We start from the raw sequence: 19,273 nt of genomic DNA, 5'->3' as shown, positions 1-19,273 counted from the left end.
GTACCGACCTGACGGCCGAGCTGTCCAAGGCGCCTACCGCCGAAGAGATCAACCTCGCGTTCAAGGCGGCCGCCGATGGTCCGCTCAAAGGCATCCTCAAGTACTACGACGCGCCGATCGTGTCGAGCGACATCGTCACCGATCCGCACAGCTCGATCTTCGATTCGGGCCTGACCAAGGTGATCGACAACCAGGCCAAGGTCGTGTCGTGGTATGACAACGAGTGGGGCTACTCCAACCGCCTCGTCGACCTGGTCGCGCTGGTCGGCAAGTCGCTCTAACCGCGATGGGGGCGGCTATGCCGACTGAAGATCGCGGCGAAGCCTGGCTGCGGCCGCGTTCGCGGCGACGTGGACTCCGAGCGCGGTCTGGCCGTCGGCATAGCGCGTCTCGTCGCCTCCCCATGCGGCAAGTGCCGGAGACACCAGGGCACGCCCGAACGAGAAGGTGAGTGGCCAGGGCGTCTGATGCTGTTGCAAGGCCGCGAGGTTGGCGGTGGCCCGCTCGGGTGGTTGCCCGCCGGATAGGAAGGCCACGCCCGCCAGGTCCGCCGGCCACGCTCGCAGCACCTGCACCGTCGCGTCCGCCACCTGTTCCGGGGTGGACCGCTGAGGGGAGCCGTCACCCTCGGTGATCATGTTCGGCTTCAGCACGATACCGGCCAGGTCGACATGCTGCAGCGAGAGCTGTTGTCTCACAGCGGCATGCACGGAGGCGGTGACCTCGGCGCACCGCGCAATGGTGTGCGAGCCCGTCATCAGCACCTCCGGTTCGACGATCGGCACCAGGCCCGCCTCCTGACAGGCCGCCGCGTAACGCGCCAGCGCGTTGGCGTTGTTGGCGATCGATCCCCAGCTCGGCTTGTCATCGGCGATGGTGAAGACCGCCCGCCACTTGGCGAATGCCGCACCGATCTCGGCGTAGTGGGCCAGCCGCGCGGGCAGCCCGTCCAGCCCCTCGGTGATTGTCTCGCCGGGCAGGCCGGGGCACGGCTTGGCGCCGGTGTCGACCTTGATGCCCGGCAGGATCCCGATCTGACGTACGGCCTGCGCGAAAGGTGTCCCGTCGCTGAGAACCTGACCCAAGGTCTCATCACAGAAGATGATCCCGGAGACACCATCGGACAGGCCGGGTGTGGTGACGAGCAACTCGCGATACATGCGCCTGCTGTCGGCGGACGGTGTCACGCCGGCCTGCTCGAGCCGCGACGACATGGTGGCGATGCTCTCGTCGGCAGCCAGGATGCCTTTGCCCGGTGCGGTCAGTTGCGCGGCGATCTGCCTGCACTCGGTTGCTCTGCTTGTCATCCGTAACCCTCATTCCTCGGCCCTTTTGGCACTGGTGCGCCCACGGTAGGAGTGCACCGAATGGGCGTGCCTCACCCGGTCGGTGGATCAGGAGGGGGGCTCTCATACTTAACCAATAAGTCATGTATCAGCATGAAACTCTCAATAGACAGCTTCAGTATCGCGATGGCAGCATTCGTCGCATGGCAGACAGATGGAACGCGGGAGTCATTCCCTACGCAGAGATGGGCTACTGGCAGCCGGACTATGTCCCCAAGGACACCGACGTGCTGTGCGCCTTCCGGATCACACCTCAGGATGGGGTGCCGCCCGAGGAGGCCGGGGCCGCAGTGGCCGGTGAATCCAGCACCGCGACGTGGACAGTTGTGTGGACCGACCGGCTCACCACCTTCGAGCACTACCAGGCGAAGTGTTACAGCGTTGAAGCCGTCCCCAATGCCCCCGGCCAGTGGATCGCTCTGATCGCCTACGACATCGATCTGTTCGAGGAGGGCTCGATCGCCAACCTCACCAGCTCGATCATCGGCAACGTCTTCGGGTTCAAGCCACTCAAGGCGTTGCGCCTGGAGGACATGCGCATCCCCACGCATTACGTGAAGACGTTCCAGGGTCCCGCGCACGGCATCGTGATGGAGCGCGAGCACCTCAGCAAGTTCGGCCGTCCGCTGCTGGGCGCGACCACGAAGCCGAAGCTCGGCCTGTCGGCGCGCAATTACGGCCGCGTCGTCTACGAGGCGCTGCGGGGCGGCTTGGACTTCACCAAGGACGACGAGAACATCTGCTCACAGCCGTTCATGCGCTGGCGTGACCGTTTCCTGTTCTGTATGGAGGCCGTCAACCGGGCGCAGGCCGCCACCGGCGAGATCAAGGGGCACTACCTCAATATCACCGGCGGGACCATGGAGGCGATGTACGAGCGGGCCGAGTTCGCCAAGGAGCTCGGTTCGGTGGTGGTCATGATCGACCTGACAATCGGCTACACCGCGATCCAGTCGATGGCGAAATGGGCCCGCGACAACGGCGTGCTTCTGCACCTGCATCGCGCCGGCCACGGGACCTATACCAGGCAGAAGTCGCACGGCATCAGCTTCCGGGTGATCTCCAAGTGGATGCGGCTGGCCGGGGTGGACCACATCCACGCAGGCACGGTGGTCGGCAAACTCGAGGGCGACCCCAACACCACCGCGGGGTTCTACGACACCCTGCGCCTCGACAGCATCCCCGCGGATCCGGTCAAGGGCCTGTACTTCGACCAGGAGTGGGTGTCGATGCCCGGTGTGATGCCGGTGGCGTCCGGCGGAATCCACGCCGGCCAGATGCATCAGCTGATGCATCACCTCGGCGAGGACGTGATCCTGCAGTTCGGGGGCGGCACGATCGGGCATCCGATGGGGATCGCCTCGGGTGCCGAGGCCAACCGCGTCGCGTTGGAGGCCATGGTCAAGGCGCGTAACGAGGGCCGCGACTTCTACAAGGAGGGGCCGGAGATCCTCAAGAAGGCCGCCTCCCGCAACCGGGCGCTCGACACGGCGCTGGCCACTTGGGGCGACATCACCTTCAACTACGAATCCACCGACACCCCCGACGTCGTCGCGACACCGACGAACGCCTGAAACACCGGAAACGGAGTTCATCTATGAGAATCACCCAGGGCACCTTCTCCTATCTGCCCGACTTCACCGACGAGGAGATCACCGCCCAGATCAATTACGCGCTGAGCAACGAATGGCCGCTGTCGGTCGAATTCACCGACGACCCTCATCCGCGCAACACCTATTGGGAGATGTGGGGCCTGCCGATGTTCGACCTGAAGGACGCGGCCGGTGTGCTGCTCGAGGTGAACGCCTGTCGGGCCGCGAATCCGAACACCTACATCCGCCTCAACGCCTACGACGCGAGCCTGGGCCGACAGACGACAGCGTTGTCCTTCATCGTCAACCGTCCGGCGGAGGAGCCGGGCTTCCGGCTCGACCGGGCAGAGAAGGCCGACAGGCAGATCGGCTACACCACGCACTCATATGCCACCGAACGTCCCGAGGGGTACCGGTATCAACCGGAATGACCGATGACGATTCAATCCGCCGAGAGCCCGCGCAGCTCGTTCGGGTACCGGCCGCGTCCGGCTCCTGGTCCGCAATTGGACGGGGAGCCGGACGTGCCGGAGCAGGAGATCCTGCCCGCCGGTGCCGTCGTCGATCTTTCCGCCGCCCGTCGAGAGTCGGGCATCGATGAGGTGCTGGGCAAGCTCGACGCCGAGCTTGTCGGGCTCGAGCCGGTCAAGACACGCATCGCCGAGATCGCGGCGCTACTTCTCGTAGACAAGATGCGGGTCCGATTCGGGCTGCGGGCACCGCAGCCCACGCTGCACATGTGCTTCACCGGCAACCCCGGCACCGGTAAGACGACGGTGGCGATGCGGATGGCCGATCTGCTGCACCGCCTCGGCTACCTGCGGCGCGGACACCTGGTCAGCGTCACCCGCGACGATTTGGTGGGCGAGTACGTCGGGCATACCGCGCCCAAAACCAAGGACGTCATCAAACGGGCGATGGGTGGGGTGCTGTTCATCGACGAGGCGTACTACCTATACAAGGTCGAGAACGAGCGCGACTACGGTTCGGAGGCGATCGAGATCCTGTTGCAGGTGATGGAGAACCACCGCGACGATCTGGTGGTCATCCTCGCCGGCTATGCCGACAAGATGGATCAGTTCTTCTCCGCGAACCCCGGCATGCAGAGCCGAATCGCGCACCACATCACCTTCCCCGACTACACCGTCGACGAACTCGAGGACATCGCGGTGCTGATGACCGATGGGTTGGGCTACGCGTTCTCCGACGATGCCCGGGAGGTGCTTCGTAGCTACCTGCAACGAAGAATCGACCAGCCCTGGTTCGCCAATGCCCGCAGCGTGCGCAACGCGCTCGAGCGAGCGCGGCTGCGGCACGCACGGCGACTGCTCGCGGCCGAGGGCAGTGTCGACCTGTCCGCACTCACCACCATCGAGCCCGCAGATCTGTTGGCGAGTCGCGTTTTCACGGACGCGACGAAGGAGCAAACTGCATGAGCGACTCCCGCGGAACAGAGGCGAAATGACGACCAATGCGCGACTGCGTGCGCTCGTTGAGCTGGCTGATGCGGGGTCCGTGCGGGGCGCCGCCGAGCGGCTGGTGGTGACTGAGTCCTCGATATCGTCGGCCGTGCGGGCCCTGAGTAACGACATCGGCATCGTGTTGGTCGACCGGCACGGGCGTGGAGTCCGATTGACTCCGGCAGGCGTTCGGTACGTGGAGTACGCACGCCGCATACTCGGTCTGCACGACGAGGCTATCCGGGCGGCCCGCGGCGAGGCCGACCCCGAGAACGGCTCTATCCGAATCGCGGCGGTGACATCTGCCGGCGAACTGTTGATTCCCGCCGCGTTGGCCTCGTTTCGCGCCGAGCACCCCGGTGTGGTGTTGAACCTCGAGGTCGCCGCGCGCAATGCCATCTGGCCGATGCTGTCGCGTCACGAGGTCGACCTCGTGGTCGCCGGCCGTCCCCCCGATGACCTCCGTGGTGCGCTGCCCGTGCGTGCAGTCAGTCCGAATACCCTGATCATGGTCGGTGCCCCGGCCGTTGCGGAGGATTTCGAGCCCGCGACCGCGACGTGGCTGCTGCGGGAACCTGGGTCCGGCACGCGGTCGACCATGACGGCATTGCTCGACGAGCTCACGATCGCCCCGCCGCGGCTGGTGCTCGGATCCCATGGCGCCGTCGTGGCGGCCGCGGTCGCCGGCCTGGGTATCACCCTGGTATCGCGGCAGGCGGTGCAGCGGGAACTCGACGCAGGCCTATTGGTCGAGCTGCCGGTTGCGGGTACGCCGTTGAATCGTCCGTGGCATGTGGTGAGTCAGACCACCGCGACGATGTCGACCGAACTGCTGATCGCACACCTGCTGTCGCATCCAGAGTTGGGCTGGCGCAACGTGACCGGCGTCCGGCGTCGTGCGTCCTGACCTCTTAGCGCCGTAGGGTTTCCGACGGAGCCTCGCCCCAGCGCTTGCGGTATTCCACCGCGAAGCTGCCTAGATGGTTGAAACCCCAGCGCTCCGCCACCGACGTCACCGTGACGCCGTCGCTGGGCACCGCGTCGGCCAGTTCCTCGTGCACCCGTTCGAGTCGACGCTCCCGGACGAAGGTCATCGGTGTCATGCCGAGTTCCTGCCGGAAACCCTGTTGTATCGATCGAACGCTGATGTGGACAGCTCGTGCCACCGAATCCATCGTGATCCGTTCCGCGAGGTGGTCGTCAATGTAGTTCATCGCTTCTTGAACCACCGCGCGGCGCTGGTCCGGTTTTGGCGGTTGCAAAAACTCATCGTGATAGTTCGACGGTTGCAACTGCAGCAGGCTGCTCATCACCAGTTCCTCCACGGCCCCGATCCCCTGCCCGTGCTGTATCAGCGAGCCGGGATGAAAGACCTCCGTGTGGATCAACTGGACAGCGGTGTGCCAGCGCATCGCGGCGTCCGTCGCGAGATCGAACTCAGGCTCGAATTCCAGCGGCCGCGACAGGCTGCGGCCCAGCAATCGGGTGAGATGCGCGGTCATCGCTCGCGCTTCGATCCGGATCAGCAGCTGTGGTGAATCGTGGTCGAAAGCCACGCGCAAGGGGACCCCGGGACTCGTCACGAGGGCACGGATCGTGTTGGCCTCGAACGTGCGGGTGCGATGGTCGACCATCGCGCGCCCGTTCATGGGCATGTGCACGGCAAAGTACTGGCCCAGGATCGGGATGTCGATGGTGGCGGCTACGTGTAGGTCGAGATAGAGCATGCTGACGTTGCGCAACCGCACTCCGTGCATGGTCGCTGCAAACGCGTCTCTCTGCTCCGGCGCCACGTCGAGTTTCAATGGCGCAAGCGCCTGGGCGATCAGCCGGGATGCCTCGGCGACGTCCTCGGTGTAGAAGATTTCGTTACTCGCAAGTGCCGGCGGGACACCGCGGGAGCGCACCTTGCGGCGAACCGGATTGCTGGTCCGCCGGACGTCGATGTAGCCGAGACGCGTCAGCCGGGACATCGCGCAGACCCGCCGTGGGGCGGCGTCGACAATGAACCGATCACTAAAGCATCAGTGCTGATCACGCAACCCTCCGAGGATTCCGGCGCGTCCCAGCGCGCTAACGTCTGCGCAATCCTGACATATCCTGCGCGATTGCGATAGGCAGCATGTCACGGTCCCGATAGCTTGTGACTGGGGCCACACCGGCCCAGGTCAACATCCGACGCGGGAGGTCTGCATGACGGCAAACGGGCAGGTGATGGCAATATCGCCGGCGGATGCTCTGCGTGACCGCCTGGACGACCCTCAGATAGCCAGTTCATTGAACAGCCTGCTCGACCATGCCGACCTGCTGGCCGTCCTCGTGACCGGAGTGGACGGACTACTACGGCGCGGCGATGAAATCGGCGAATCCGTGACGGCCGCCGTTGACGAAATCAGGGAATCCTCGCTGACGGGTCTGATTCCCGGCATCGAGTCACTGAAGGAAGTCGACCTGCAGGCTCTGGCGGGAAGCCTGGCGAACCTGTCCGGTGCGCTCATCGGTGCCACCCCGGCGCTGAACACTCTTCTGACGTCGCGGTTGACCGACCCGCAGACCGCCGAGGTACTCGCGTTCCTCGGTCAGGCGGTGGCCGAAGGCAAAGCAGCCGCCGATGCCGACCCCGGCGGTCCCAAAGGCATGTATGGCTTTTGGCGTGCGACGAAGGACAAGGACATCGCACGCGGCCTCGGTTTCATGATTCAGGTCGCGCGGGCGTTCGGTCGCCGACTCGCCCAGGAATGACCCCGAACTCTTTGCATTAAAGGGTTTCCAGCCCGAAAACCCTAGTTTTGCGACCTCAGCCCCGGTCGCCTGTGAAAGGAGTTTTGATGGCTTCTGTTTTATGGTTTCAAGGTGGTGCTTGTAGTGGAAATACAATGTCCTTTCTCAATGCGGAGGAACCCAATGTCGTCGATTTGATCGTCGATTTCGGGCTCGATCTACTTTGGCATCCGTCGTTGGGTCTGGAGCTCGGCGCCAATGCGCAGAAAGTCTTCTGGGACTGCGCCAAAGGCGAGCGGCCGCTCGACATTTTCGTTTTCGAAGGCACCGTCATCGAGGCACCCGACGGAAGCGGCCGGATGGACATGTTCGCCGACCGGCCGATGAAGGACTGGGTGACCGACCTTGTCGACGCCGCACAGATTGTCGTGGCGATTGGTGACTGCGCGTGCTGGGGCGGAATCCCGGCGATGGAGCCCAACCCATCCGGGTCGACGGGGCTGCAGTTCCACAAGCGTGACAAGGGCGGATTCCTCGGGCCGGACTTCCGGTCGAAGATGGGCCTACCCGTCATCAACATTCCGGGATGTCCGGCGCACCCGGACTGGATCACGCAGATCCTCGTTGCGCTCGCCACCGGGCGCGCCGGTGACATCACGCTCGACGAGCTGCACCGGCCGGAGACGTTCTTCAAGACCTTCACGCAGACCGGCTGCACGCGCGTGCAGTTCTTCGAGTACAAGCAGTCGACCACCTCGTTCGGCGAGGGAACGCGCACCGGCTGCCTGTTCTACGAGTTCGGGTGCCGCGGGCCGATGACCCACTCGCCGTGTAACCGGATCCTGTGGAACCGCCAGTCGTCGAAGACCCGCGCGGGGATGCCCTGTCTGGGCTGCACCGAGCCCGAGTTCCCCCACTTCGACCTGGCTCCCGGCACGGTGTTCAAGACGCAGAAAGTCAGCGGGATGATCCCCAAGGAGGTCCCGGAGGGGTCAGATCACCTCACCTACATGGCCCACGCCGCCGCTGCCCGCATCGCCGCTCCGCAATGGTCGAAGGAAGACATGTTCGTGGTCTAGCAATGGCGAAACATCGTGCGGCCAAACCATCAGCCCAGGTTCTGAAAGGACCCACCATGACCTCTCTCGATCTATTCGTCAGTCCCTTGGGGCGCGTCGAGGGTGACCTCGACGTCCGCGTCACCATCGATGACGGTGTCGTCACCTCTGCATGGACGGAGGCCGCGATGTTCCGCGGCTTCGAAATCATCCTGCGCGGAAAGGATCCGCAGGCCGGCCTAGTGGTCTGCCCGCGCATCTGCGGCATTTGCGGTGGCAGCCATCTCTACAAGTCGGCGTATGCGTTGGACACGGCGTGGCGCACCCACGTGCCGCACAACGCCACCCTGATCCGCAACATCTGCCAAGCCGCAGAGACATTGCAGTCGATTCCGCGCTACTTCTATGCGCTGTTCGCCATCGACTTCACGAACAAGAACTACGCCAAATCAAAGCTCTATGCTGAGGCGGTCCGCCGGTTCGCTCCGTACGTCGGCACCAGTTATCAACCGGGCGTGATTCTTTCGGCTAAGCCGGTGGAGGTGTACGCGATCTTCGGGGGTCAGTGGCCGCACTCCAGTTTCATGGTCCCCGGCGGTGTCATGTGTGCGCCATCGCTGGCCGACGTCACCCGGTCGATCGCGATCTTCGAACACTGGAAGGACAATTGGCTCGAAAAGCAGTGGCTCGGATGCTCGGTCGACCGCTGGCTGCAGAACAGGTCCTGGGACGACGTGCTCGAGTGGGTGAACGAGAACGAGGCCCAGTACAACAGCGACTGCGGGTTCTTCATCCGCTACAGCCTGGATATCGGTCTCGACAAGTACGGCCAGGGCGTGGGCAACTACCTCGCCACCGGCACCTATTTCGAACCCTCGCTGTATGAGAACCCGACGATCGACAGCCGCAACGGTGCGCTCATCGGCCGGCAGGGCATATACGCGCGCGGCCAGTGGCACGACTTCGACCAGGCCCTGGTCCGGGAGGACGTCACGCACTCCTTCTACGAGGGCAGCCGACCCCTGCACCCGTTCGAGGGTGAGACCATCCCCATCGACCCCGAAGTGGGTAGGGGGCAGGGCAAGTACAGCTGGGCGAAGGCGCCGCGCTACGAGGTGCCCGGCCTTGGCAACATCCCGCTCGAGGCGGGTCCGCTGGCGCGCCGGGTGGCGGCCGGGGGACCGAACGCCGCACCGCACCAGGACAATGACCCGCTGTTCGTCGACCTGATCAACAAGATCGGTCCCAGTGTCTTCGTGCGGCAGTTGGCACGGATGCACGAGGCGCCCAAGTACTACAACTGGGTGCGCGGCTGGCTGGATCAGCTCAACCTCAAGGAGAGCTTCTACAGCAAGCCGGTCGAACATGCCGAGGGGATGGGCTTTGGCTCAACCGAAGCTGCGCGCGGTTCACTGTCCGACTGGATCGTGATCGAGGACAACAAGATCAAAAACTACCAGGTGGTCACTCCGACGGCATGGAACATCGGGCCCCGCGACGGTGAAGGTGTCGTGGGTCCGATCGAGAAGGCGCTGATCGGCTCACCGATAGTCGATCCGGAGGATCCGGTGGAACTCGGGCACGTGGCCCGCAGCTTCGACTCCTGCCTGGTGTGCACGGTGCACGCCTACGACGGCAAGTCCGGCCGCGAACTGTCCAAGTTTGTGATCAACGGAATGGTGTGATCGCCACGACTTCTCAAGCGCGCCCTGACAGCGACGGAGCCGATGTCGACATCGAGCCGCCGGGTTGTGCGGTGCTCGTCGTCGGGTGCGGGAATCTGTTGCGCGGCGATGACGGCGTCGGCCCGATCCTGGTTCGTCATCTGTGGGAGCGCGGCGTACCCGACGGTGCCCGACTGGTTGACGGCGGCACCGCAGGGATGGATGTGGCGTTCCAGATGCGCGGCGCTGCGCGGGTCGTGATCGTCGATGCCGCAGCCACCGGGGCGGCGCCCGGCACCGTATACCGGGTGCCGGGTGCCGAGCTCGAGGACCTGCCGCCCCTTCAGGGGCTGCATACGCACTCGTTTCGTTGGGATCACGCAATTGCGTTCGCGCGCTGGGCACTTGGTGAGGACTGTCCCACCGACATCACGGTTTTCCTCATCGAGGTGGCGGGAGTCGAGCTCGATGCTGACCTCACGGAGGCGGTCGAGGCGTCGATGAACCAGGTGATCGAGATCATCGAACGTGACTATCTCGCTGCCCTGCGCCCTGCGGCATCGGCGGATCTACAGGTCGAATTCACCGCAGACGGCTATATCCGCCTGGACGCAGCATTGGCGGCCAGCCGGTTCCCATCCGATGCGGTCGTCGCCCTTGTGCGTGCCGACGCACTCTGGCTGATGCCACTGCGTGGGCCACGCAGCGGCGGTCTGCTGCTCAAGCAACGCAACCCGGCCGGTGACCGGGCCACACTGGTGCGCGAAGTCCTCGAAGACCACATTCCGACAGGCGTCCAGCGTGCATTCTGGGACGATGACGAAGCGGCCCTACGGATTCCGCTGGGGCCTGGCGAGTGACTGTCATGTGTGACGACCCGCCGGCCCGGCCGAAATTCACGGCTCCCAACGACAGCTCGACCGAACACGCGGACGACGTCCAGACCGTCGTGGTCTCCGAACGTGGCCGCTGGGCGGTCGAGGTCGTCGTCGTGTTCGCCGACGGCGTCGTGCGGACCCGCATCGACACCTACCCGACCAAGGCCCGCGCCGAGCTCGCGGCGCAATTGATCAAGCGAGCCGCAGAACGTGAGGGTCCGCGGCCATGACCGCCGGATGCGTGCCCGCCCCGACGAACAGAGGATCGTGAACCGATGACCGCACTTCCCACCGATGCCGAAATCACCGCTTCGACCGCGGCCGCGGTCCGTCCGCAACCCCTTGGCACCTTTCCGCTTCCCTTGGGCTACATGCTGATACCCGCAGTGTCGACAACGGGTGCGGACACCGAAGCAGTGCGCCTGGCGCTGCTGGCCGGCAACCTGCCGCAGGACTGGCCCGACGGCATGGCGGCACACGAACTCGCCCTCGCAGGGGACCGTACAGCGGCGCTGGCGGCGTTGGTTGGGACCGATCCGGTGACTCGCTACAACCGGTTCGTCCTCGACCCCGACAGCGAGGACGTCGACGAGTTACGGTCGAGCCTCGGGGAATTCGGCACGCTCGTCGACCTCGTCCTGTTCGTCCTCGGTCGGTCCGACACCCCGCCCGAACCTGGTGACACCGACGGTGAGCTGGCTGCGGTCGCTCTCTCGGCACAGGCAAGTCAGGCACTCGACGATGGAGACCCGTCGGGCGCCGTCGCATTGCTCGAGCGCGCCGCCGCCGCCGCAGGCCCACATTCGGGGCGGTTGCAGGGTGTCCTCGTGGGCGCAGCGGCGTCGATCTGCCGGGATCTTGGCGAACCGGACGCGACCCAGCGACTCGAGCAGGCCTTGCGCCTTCTGGACGGCGCGGACGGTCTCCGCATCGGACGCGCCGAACTGCATCTGAACCTTGCCGGATTGCTGCACGAGCAGGCCGAGGACCGTCCCGATCTACTTGCCCAGGCGATTCCGCACTATCACTCCGCCCTGCAGCTGGTGCTGCGCGATGAGGCGCCGCTGCTGTGGGCGGCCACACACGCAAATCTCGCCACCGCCTACCTGACGATGCCGATGGTGGAGGCCTCGGGGCAGCTGCGGCTCGGGGTCGCCGCACAATCGTTGCGGTCGGCGTTGAAGGTCTACACCCGTGAAACGTATCCCGAGCAATGGGCGAGCGTTCAACTCAATCTGGCGAACTCGCTGGTCTACACCCCATCCAAACATCAAGCAGACAACCTGGTCGAGGCGGTCGAACTCTACGAGGGTGTGCTCGAGGCCAGGGATCGCGACACCGATCCGTTGGGCAGGGCCAGGGTGCTGGCCAACCAGGGCAACGCGCTGGCCCATCTTGGGATGTTCGATCAGGCCAAGGCGAAACTGTACGAATCCCGGTTCCTGTTCGAGGATCTCGGCGATGTCGATTCGGTGCGCGCCGTGCGCGGCGTCCTCGACGAGATCGCCCGCGAGCACGCTTTGGCCCGAACCGCACCCGAAGCCGATTAGGGAGCCGACATGTCAACCACGGCCGTGGAAGCGCCGGCAGGCCAAGTGCCGGCCACCGATGGCGACGCCGACTTCGAGAACCTCGCCAGGCGCGTCGATGACGCGATGGCCGCTCTTGAGGGGTTGGATGAGTCGTCGCGGGCGGTCGCAGACGAGGTCAAGGCTGCCGTCGAGGCCATTCACCGCGCCGGGCTGGTGACGATCGTCCAGCGGCTGCGGTCCGACGACGCCGCCCGGGCGGTGTTGTTCGAACTCGTCGACGACCCGGTCGTGCACATGCTCCTGTCGCTGCACGGGATCGTGCGGCCCGATCCGATGACACACGCCAATCGCGTACTGGTCACGGTGCGGCCCCAATTGCAGAGCCACGGTGGGGATGTCGTCCTGGTGCGGATCGAAGATGGCACCGCTTTCGTGCGGCTCGACGGCGCCTGCAACGGCTGCTCGATGTCCTCGGTAACGCTTCGAAATCTCGTCGAAAGCGCACTTGTGGAGGGTGTGCCGTCGATCACCGGTGTGGAGGTGCTGCCGAATGAGCCGTCACCCACGCTGATCCCGCTGGAGTCGCTGCGCATCGGGCCGGACCCCGCCAGTGAGGGTTGGGTGAAGGTGGGTCCCACCGCCAGCCTGCCCGACGACGACCTCACCACGTTGAGCCTGTCCTCGGCGTCCGGTGACCTTGTCGACATCATTGTGGTGAGCGCCGGTCGACGGCTTTCGGCCTACCGTAACGAATGTGCCCATGAGGGCTTGCCTTTGGACAATGCTGTGCTCGACATCGCCAACGGCACGCTGACGTGCCCATGGCACGGCTTCTGTTACGACGCGACATCGGGGGAGTGCCTGAGCGCCCCAGGGGCGCAGCTGGAGCAGGTGCCACTGAGGGTCGATTCCGGTGACGTCTGGGTTCGAGTCGGGACATGACCCAGTTCACCGTCCGCCACAACATCGGCACGTTCCGGGGTCGGGCCGATCCCGAACCGGGGGACGACCTGACCGCAGGGTGGTCACCCGATGTGTGGCTCGGTGCTCCGGCACCCGGCGGATTGGCCTTGCCGTCCGCCAGTCCGTCGATGGCGTGGATGTATTCGCCGCGAGGAGTCTTCCTCGGCGATGACCATCTCGTGGTCGCCGATTCCGGCAACCACCGGGTGCTCGTGTGGCACAGAGTTCCGGACCACGATGAGCAGCCCGCCGACATCGTCCTCGGTCAGCCGGACGGCCATACCGAAGGAAGGGCCGCCGCCGGCCGCGGACCAGAACGGGGAATGAACCTGCCCACCGGTGTGCTCGTGCATGACGGGCGGCTTGTCGTCGCCGACGCCTGGCACCACCGGATCCTGGTGTGGAACTCGGTCCCCGAGGTCAGCGATGTCGCGCCGGACATCATCCTCGGACAGGATGATGCGGCAGCCGTAGAGCCCAATCGCGGTGGCGACTGCTCGGCATCGACGTTCTACTGGCCGTTCGGCATCGCGGTCGTGGGCTCCCGATTCTGGGTCGCCGACACCGGCAATCGACGAGTCCTCGGCTGGGACAACGGTATCCCCGACCCCGGGCAGCCGGCCGACATCATCCTGGGTCAACCCGACGCGGCCCACCGCGACGAGAACCGCGGTGGTGCTGTTGGCCCCGCCAGCTTTCGCTGGCCCCATGACATCACCGGCACCGATGGCCTGCTGCTGATCGCAGACGCGGGGGACCATCGACTGCTGGGCTGGTCGCCTGAACCCGACTCGGACCGCGATGCGGATATCGTTCTCGGACAGGTCGATTTCACGTCGGCCGACGAATGGCCCTACGGTCCGCACACCGGGGACCGATTTCGCTTCCCCTACGCGGCTCAATTCGACGGCTGCGGCGGCCCGAACGAGCGGCTGGCGGTGGCTGACACCGCGAACAACCGAATCCTGTTGTGGGACGGCATGCCCCGCGACGGTCGCGCCGCTGACCATGTGTTGGGGCAGCCGAATTTCGCATCCAACGGTGAGAACCGGTGGACGTCGGTTCAACGAGACACCCTGTGCTGGCCGTACGGCATCTCTCTTCGTGGCGATCGGCTGGCGGTGGCGGATTCGGGCAACAACAGGGTCGTGGTCTGGCGGTGTCGGTGACCCAGACATCGCTGATCCTGAAATCCGAGGACGTCCGATATCGATTCACGGTGACCGGTGTGGTCCAGGGCGTCGGCTTCCGCCCGTTTGTGCATCGGACTGCCACCGCGCTGGGGCTGGCCGGATTCGTCGGCAACGATTCCAGGGCCGTATTCATCGAGGTGCAGGGACCGACGGCCACCGTTGATGTGTTCGCCCGACTGCTTCGCGCCGAGGCGCCGCCCCTTGCGACGATCAGCACGGTATCGGCGGTTCAAATGGCTGCCGACCCAGGTGCGCCTGATTTCCGGATCGTGGACAGCGAGATGGTCGACGGTGCCGCATCCGCGATTCCACCTGACATCGCGGTGTGTGACGAATGCGTCGCCGAGTTGTTCGACCCCCGCGACCGGCGTTACCGGCACCCGTTCGTCACGTGTACGAACTGCGGGCCGAGGTTTACGATCATCCGCGAGCTGCCATATGACCGCCCAACCACCACGATGGCCGGCTTCCAGATGTGCGCCAGGTGCGCCGCCGAATACGAGGACCCGGCGAACCGGCGATTTCATGCTCAGCCGGTCGCATGCCCGGACTGTGGCCCTTCGATGTGGTTCCGGTCCGGCAACCAACTCGTCCGCGGATCGGACCCCGCGCTGGAGGCAACCCAGCGAGCACTTGGTGGGGGCGCCGTCGTCGCGATCAAGGGGATCGGCGGGTATCACCTGAGTTGTGCTGTCGACGACGACGATGCGCTCGCCGCACTGCGTGCCCGAAAGGCTAGGGGCGGCAAGCCGTTCGCGATCCTGGTCCGCGATCTCGAGGTCGCGCGTCGATTCGCGGAAATTGACGACGCCGCGGCCGCGGTGTTGTCCAGCCCTGCGCGCCCGATCGTGCTGTTGCGCCGCAGATCCGGCACCCGGATCTCTGAGCTGGTTGCACCGCGCAGTGCGCTGATCGGGCTGATGCTGCCGTATTCTCCTGTTCACCATCTGCTCTTCGCGCCCATCCCGGGTGTCCAGACGCCGGTGCCGGATGCGTTGGTGATGACAAGCGCCAACCGCTCGGACGAACCGATCTGCTTCACCGATGAAGATGCTGCACAGCGACTTTCGGGTTCTTCGGCGCTCGCTGACGCGGTGCTCGACCACGACCGGCCGATTCATGTACCGTGCGATGACTCGGTGGTCCGCATTGTCGACAGCAGGGAACTGCCGATACGCAGGTCCCGCGGCTATGCGCCACTGCCCGTTGAGATCCCGACGCCGGCCGGGCGAAGCACTGCCACGGTGCTGGCCGTCGGCGGTGAGCTGAAGAACACCTTCTGCCTCGTCGAGGAGAATCGTGCCTTCTGCTCGGGTCACATCGGCGACATGGCCACCCTCGACACGCTGCGTGCATTCGAACACGCCGTCGACCAGCTCTGCGGAATCCGTCGGAAGCCGCAGCGGTTGGCCGCAGACCTGCATCCCGGCTATCACACGCGGGCATGGGCCGAGCGTCACGCCGACGGGCGCCCGTTGGACCTCGTCCAGCACCACCATGCACATGTGGTGTCGCTACTTGCCGAGCACGGCAGATTATGCGAACCGATCATCGGGGTCGCCTTCGACGGCACCGGTTACGGCTGCGACGGAACTGTATGGGGCGGCGAAATTCTCGCAATCGGACCCGACACGCACCGCTTCACGCGCGTAGGCCACCTGGTGCCCGTGCCGCTGCCCGGTGGCGACGCGGCGGTCCGGAATCCGTGGCGAATGGCGCTGTCACAACTGTGGGCGGCCGGCATCGACTGGGACCAGGACCTGGCTCCCGTTGCCGCGGCCTCGCCCACGGAACTGCGGATGCTCCGCTCCCAGTTCCGCAGCGGAACGGGATGTGTGCCCTGTTCGAGCATGGGGCGCCTGTTCGACGCGGTTGCCGCGCTGCTCGGCGTGCGGCAGCGGATCGAATACGAAGGCCAGGCCGCGATCGAACTCGAGATGCTGGCCGAGTCCGCGAGCAATACGCCGCGTGATCCGGCGCTACGGCTGGCCGTGGGCTCGGACGGCCGGATTCATTCCGCGGGGTTGATGCAGGCGATCGTGTCGGCGCTGCGGGTCGGAGTCGACGCCGCGGTGTTGGCGGCGGCCTTCCATGAGGCGGTCGCGGTCGCCGTCGCCGAGGTGGTTTCTCTGGTGGCCGGTTCGGTTGCGCTGGTGGGACTCACAGGCGGCGTGTTCCAGAACGTCCTGTTGTTGCGGGCGTGCCGGCGGCACCTGGAAGCGGCCGGGTTCACGGTGCTCACCCACCACATCGTTCCGCCCAACGACGGTGGGCTCGCGTTGGGGCAGGCGGCGGTTTCCATGCTGACCGCGCTGGATCCCGACGGTGACGCCGCGTTCGGCCAAACAAGGGGAGTTTCGCTATGAACACGACTGACGTCGAACACGGGCTCGGGGCGGACCTGGCTGCCGATCTCGCCACGACCGCACTGTCGTTGGCGCGACGATTTTCCGCCGGCGCCACGATGTGGTCCCTCGCGCCGTCGTGGCAGCCGCACGCCCAGCACATTGCGGTCGAGTTCGTGCATCCGGTGATCGTCGGCAAACCGGCGTTGCCCGCGGTGGCGCTCGCCGGACCAGACCTGGTCGACGTGGTGCGGGTGTCCGTTCGCGCCGGCGACGTCGTGATCGCGGTTGCCGACGCCGACGACGCCGACGTCCGGTCGGTGATGCGCAGGGCGCCGGCCTGGGGCGCGACCACGATTTGGATCGGCAACGGACAGCGTCCCCACGCGGGTGCGGCCGACCACGTTCTCTGGCTCGATGACCCCGATCCGAAAGCGCCCGCGACCGGAGCTTTCGTGCTGCTGTATCACCTGCTGTGGGAACTCACCCATGTCTGCTTCGAGCACCCGGGTCTGCTGAAGCCCACCGAATGCACCGAGGAGGTTTGCATCACCTGCAGCGATGAGGGCCGCCTCGGCGAAGTGCTCTGTGCGTCGGCGCAAGGGTCGGCTCGGGTGCGCACCGCGGAGGGGGTGGAGACCGTGTCGACCATGCTCGTCGACCCCGTTGACGCCGGCGAACTCGTCCTCGTTCATGCGGGGATGGCCATCAGCAAGGTCGGTGACCTATGAGGAACCAACCCGGTCTCGATTCGGGCCATGAGCCGACCAACTTTCTCTATCCCTTCATCGATGCTCAGGAACACGACCTGAATTCACTGCTTGTCGATCTCGCGGCGTCGGCGCAAGCCAAGGCCGCCGAAAGCGCGGCCCTGCGCCGATCCACTGTGGAGTCGAGCGCGGAAAAGGTGGCAAAGGCGGCGGCCGAGATGGCGGCTCGGTTCGCCGCGGGCGGCCGGCTGTTCGCCTTCGGCAACGGCGGCAGTTCCACGGATGCGACGACGCTGGCGACGCTCTTCGCTCGGCCACCGGCCGGACGTGCCCTGCCGGCCTGGTCGTTGACCGCCGATGAAGCGATACTCACCGCGCTCGGCAATGACGTCGGTTTCGAGCTTGTGTTCGCCCGACAGCTGATGGCGCGGGCGGATTCCGGGGACATCGCAGTCGCGATGTCCACCAGCGGCAGCTCCGCGGATCTGACGGTTGCCATACGGGAGGCGCGCAAGCGCGGCATGTATGTCGTCGGCTTCGCCGGATACGACGGCGGGACGTTTGCGACCAGCCCGGATGTCGACACCTGCTTCATCGTTCACTCGCAGAGCGTCCATCGGATCCAGGAATCGCAGGCGCTGCTTGGATACCAACTGTGGTCGGCCGTGCACGAGCAAGGGACTGAGATCTGATGAGCAAGGCAGCAAGTGAGTACCTGTCCTCCGGGCCGAGCTTCGCCGAAGGTGAGGTGATCGAGCGGATCGAGCTGTTTCGCCGGCGTCGTCCCCGGTTGCGCGACGAGGTGGTGACGCTCGCCCACGGAGCGGGCGGTAAGGCGTCGGCGGCGCTGGTCGACGCGGTGTTCCTGGAGGCCTTCCGTAATCCGCAACTCGAGTCGCTGGGCGATGGTGCGATTCTCACGCTGCCCAGTGGGGAGCGACTCGCGATGTCCACCGACTCGTTTGTTGTGCAGCCCTTGCGATTCCCGGGCGGCTCGATCGGCCACCTCGCCGTGCACGGCACTGTCAACGACCTGGCCATGGTCGGCGCGGTGCCGTCCTGGATCTCGACGGCATTCGTGCTCGAGGAGGGCTTCCCGATCGCCGAACTGCAGGAGATCGTCGCGGATATGGCACAGGCGGCCACCGCCGCCGGCGTCCAGATCGTCACCGGCGACACGAAAGTGGTGCCAAGGGGCGCGGCCGATGGACTGTTCATCACGACCACGGGCGCCGGTGTGATTCCGGTGGGCCGGACCCTGTCCGCGGAATCGGTGCGTGCCGGGGACAAGGTGCTCTTGTCCGGATCGATGGGCGACCACGGCATGGCGGTGATGCTGGCGCGCGGCGATCTGGACCTCGAGGCCGACATCGAATCCGACACCGCGGCAGTCAGCCCGCTGGTGGAACTCCTACTGGCAGCAGCACCGTCCACCCGCTGGCTGCGCGACCCCACCCGCGGTGGCGTCGGCACCGTCTGCAACGAACTCGCCCAGTCCAGTGGTCTCGGCGTGGTGCTCGACGAGGAACACCTGCCGATCCGCCCGACGGTCAACGGTGCATGCGAAATGCTCGGCATCGATCCGCTGTACGTCGCCAACGAAGGCAAGTTCATTGCGGTGGTGGCAGCCGAGGAAGCCGAGGCCGGACTTGCGGCGTTGCGCAGCCATCCGCTGGGAGTCGATGCCGCCGAGGTCGGCGAAATCACCGAGGAACCGGCGGCGACGGTCGTGGTGCGCACCGGGTTCGGGGGCACCCGGATCGTGGACATGCTCGTCGGCGACCCCTTACCGCGCATCTGCTGATAAAGGA

General features: G+C 65.6%; 18 protein-coding genes and 1 pseudogene. 17 read left to right on the top strand and 2 right to left on the bottom strand.

The genetic code is table 11. The features are described from left to right. Positions 1-281 (top strand): annotated as a pseudogene (locus CSQ99_RS14955) (glyceraldehyde-3-phosphate dehydrogenase); the annotation flags it as partial. A 15-nt stretch (positions 282-296) separates the two neighbouring features. On the opposite strand, the gene CSQ99_RS14950 reads toward CSQ99_RS14955, so the two are convergent. Further along, complete coding sequence (locus tag CSQ99_RS14950) at positions 297-1,307, bottom strand: class I fructose-bisphosphate aldolase (protein ID WP_099039820.1); 1,011 nt, start codon at positions 1,305-1,307, stop codon at positions 297-299. A 182-nt stretch (positions 1,308-1,489) separates the two neighbouring features. Between CSQ99_RS14950 and CSQ99_RS14945 the strand changes: the two genes are divergently transcribed. From CSQ99_RS14945 to CSQ99_RS14930, 4 genes are read left to right on the top strand one after another with little or no spacing between them, the layout of a single operon-like run. Continuing rightward, positions 1,490-2,920: a form I ribulose bisphosphate carboxylase large subunit gene (locus CSQ99_RS14945; RefSeq protein WP_099039819.1), complete on the top strand. Its 1,431-nt coding sequence runs from the start codon at positions 1,490-1,492 to the stop codon at positions 2,918-2,920. A gap of 23 nt (positions 2,921-2,943) precedes the next feature. Next, entirely contained in the window at positions 2,944-3,369 is a 426-nt protein-coding gene (locus tag CSQ99_RS14940) for a ribulose bisphosphate carboxylase small subunit (protein WP_099039818.1), read from the top strand. Positions 3,370-3,372: 3 nt separating this feature from the next. Continuing rightward, entirely contained in the window at positions 3,373-4,374 is a 1,002-nt protein-coding gene (cbbX, locus tag CSQ99_RS14935) for a CbbX protein (protein ID WP_099039817.1), read from the top strand. Positions 4,375-4,399: 25 nt separating this feature from the next. Next, on the top strand, positions 4,400-5,305 hold the full coding sequence (locus CSQ99_RS14930; RefSeq protein WP_099039816.1) for a LysR family transcriptional regulator: 906 nt from the start codon (positions 4,400-4,402) through the stop codon (positions 5,303-5,305). 4 nt (positions 5,306-5,309) lie between these two features. Here CSQ99_RS14930 and CSQ99_RS14925 read toward each other — a convergent pair whose 3' ends face one another. Continuing rightward, positions 5,310-6,371: an AraC family transcriptional regulator gene (locus CSQ99_RS14925; protein WP_099039815.1), complete on the bottom strand. Its 1,062-nt coding sequence runs from the start codon at positions 6,369-6,371 to the stop codon at positions 5,310-5,312. Positions 6,372-6,591: 220 nt separating this feature from the next. Between CSQ99_RS14925 and CSQ99_RS14920 the strand changes: the two genes are divergently transcribed. The 12 genes from CSQ99_RS14920 to hypE all read left to right on the top strand — a co-directional run bounded on the left by CSQ99_RS14920 (position 6,592) and on the right by hypE (position 19,266). After that, positions 6,592-7,140 (top strand): helical membrane plugin domain-containing protein, encoded by a 549-nt coding sequence (locus CSQ99_RS14920; RefSeq protein WP_099039814.1) that lies wholly within the window; start codon positions 6,592-6,594, stop codon positions 7,138-7,140. 86 nt (positions 7,141-7,226) lie between these two features. Further along, positions 7,227-8,198, top strand: a complete 972-nt coding sequence (locus CSQ99_RS14915) for an NADH-quinone oxidoreductase subunit B family protein (RefSeq protein ID WP_099039813.1) — start codon at positions 7,227-7,229, stop codon at positions 8,196-8,198. Between the two features lie 56 nt (positions 8,199-8,254). Continuing rightward, positions 8,255-9,862, top strand: coding sequence for a nickel-dependent hydrogenase large subunit (locus CSQ99_RS14910; protein ID WP_099039832.1), 1,608 nt, complete (start codon positions 8,255-8,257; stop codon positions 9,860-9,862). Continuing rightward, a complete protein-coding gene (locus CSQ99_RS14905) occupies positions 9,859-10,701 on the top strand; it encodes a hydrogenase maturation protease (RefSeq protein WP_245908918.1) in 843 nt (280 codons plus the stop codon). The genes CSQ99_RS14910 and CSQ99_RS14905 overlap by 4 nt, the downstream gene beginning before the upstream one ends. 5 nt (positions 10,702-10,706) lie before the next feature. Beyond that, positions 10,707-10,949, top strand: coding sequence for a hypothetical protein (locus tag CSQ99_RS14900; protein ID WP_245908917.1), 243 nt, complete (start codon positions 10,707-10,709; stop codon positions 10,947-10,949). Positions 10,950-10,994: 45 nt separating this feature from the next. Beyond that, positions 10,995-12,269, top strand: a complete 1,275-nt coding sequence (locus CSQ99_RS14895) for a tetratricopeptide repeat protein (RefSeq protein ID WP_099039811.1) — start codon at positions 10,995-10,997, stop codon at positions 12,267-12,269. Positions 12,270-12,278: 9 nt separating this feature from the next. Next, positions 12,279-13,193 (top strand): NifU family protein, encoded by a 915-nt coding sequence (locus CSQ99_RS14890; RefSeq protein ID WP_099039810.1) that lies wholly within the window; start codon positions 12,279-12,281, stop codon positions 13,191-13,193. Next, complete coding sequence (locus CSQ99_RS14885; protein ID WP_099039809.1) at positions 13,190-14,383, top strand: NHL repeat-containing protein; 1,194 nt, start codon at positions 13,190-13,192, stop codon at positions 14,381-14,383. Before CSQ99_RS14890 ends, CSQ99_RS14885 begins: the two co-directional genes overlap by 4 nt. Continuing rightward, a complete protein-coding gene (hypF, locus tag CSQ99_RS14880; protein ID WP_099039830.1) occupies positions 14,380-16,773 on the top strand; it encodes a carbamoyltransferase HypF in 2,394 nt (797 codons plus the stop codon). The genes CSQ99_RS14885 and hypF overlap by 4 nt, the downstream gene beginning before the upstream one ends. After that, complete coding sequence (locus CSQ99_RS14875) at positions 16,770-17,483, top strand: HypC/HybG/HupF family hydrogenase formation chaperone (RefSeq protein ID WP_099039808.1); 714 nt, start codon at positions 16,770-16,772, stop codon at positions 17,481-17,483. The genes hypF and CSQ99_RS14875 overlap by 4 nt, the downstream gene beginning before the upstream one ends. Beyond that, positions 17,480-18,154, top strand: a complete 675-nt coding sequence (locus CSQ99_RS14870) for a D-sedoheptulose-7-phosphate isomerase (RefSeq protein ID WP_099039807.1) — start codon at positions 17,480-17,482, stop codon at positions 18,152-18,154. Before CSQ99_RS14875 ends, CSQ99_RS14870 begins: the two co-directional genes overlap by 4 nt. Then, complete coding sequence (hypE, locus tag CSQ99_RS14865) at positions 18,154-19,266, top strand: hydrogenase expression/formation protein HypE (protein WP_099039806.1); 1,113 nt, start codon at positions 18,154-18,156, stop codon at positions 19,264-19,266. Before CSQ99_RS14870 ends, hypE begins: the two co-directional genes overlap by 1 nt. Positions 19,267-19,273 lie beyond the last annotated feature (7 nt).

The organism is Mycobacterium neglectum, assembly GCF_002591975.1.
GTDB lineage: Bacteria > Actinomycetota > Actinomycetes > Mycobacteriales > Mycobacteriaceae > Mycobacterium > Mycobacterium neglectum.
The sequence above is the reverse complement of the archived record's forward strand: the minus strand, read 5'-3'. Positions and strand labels throughout refer to the sequence as shown.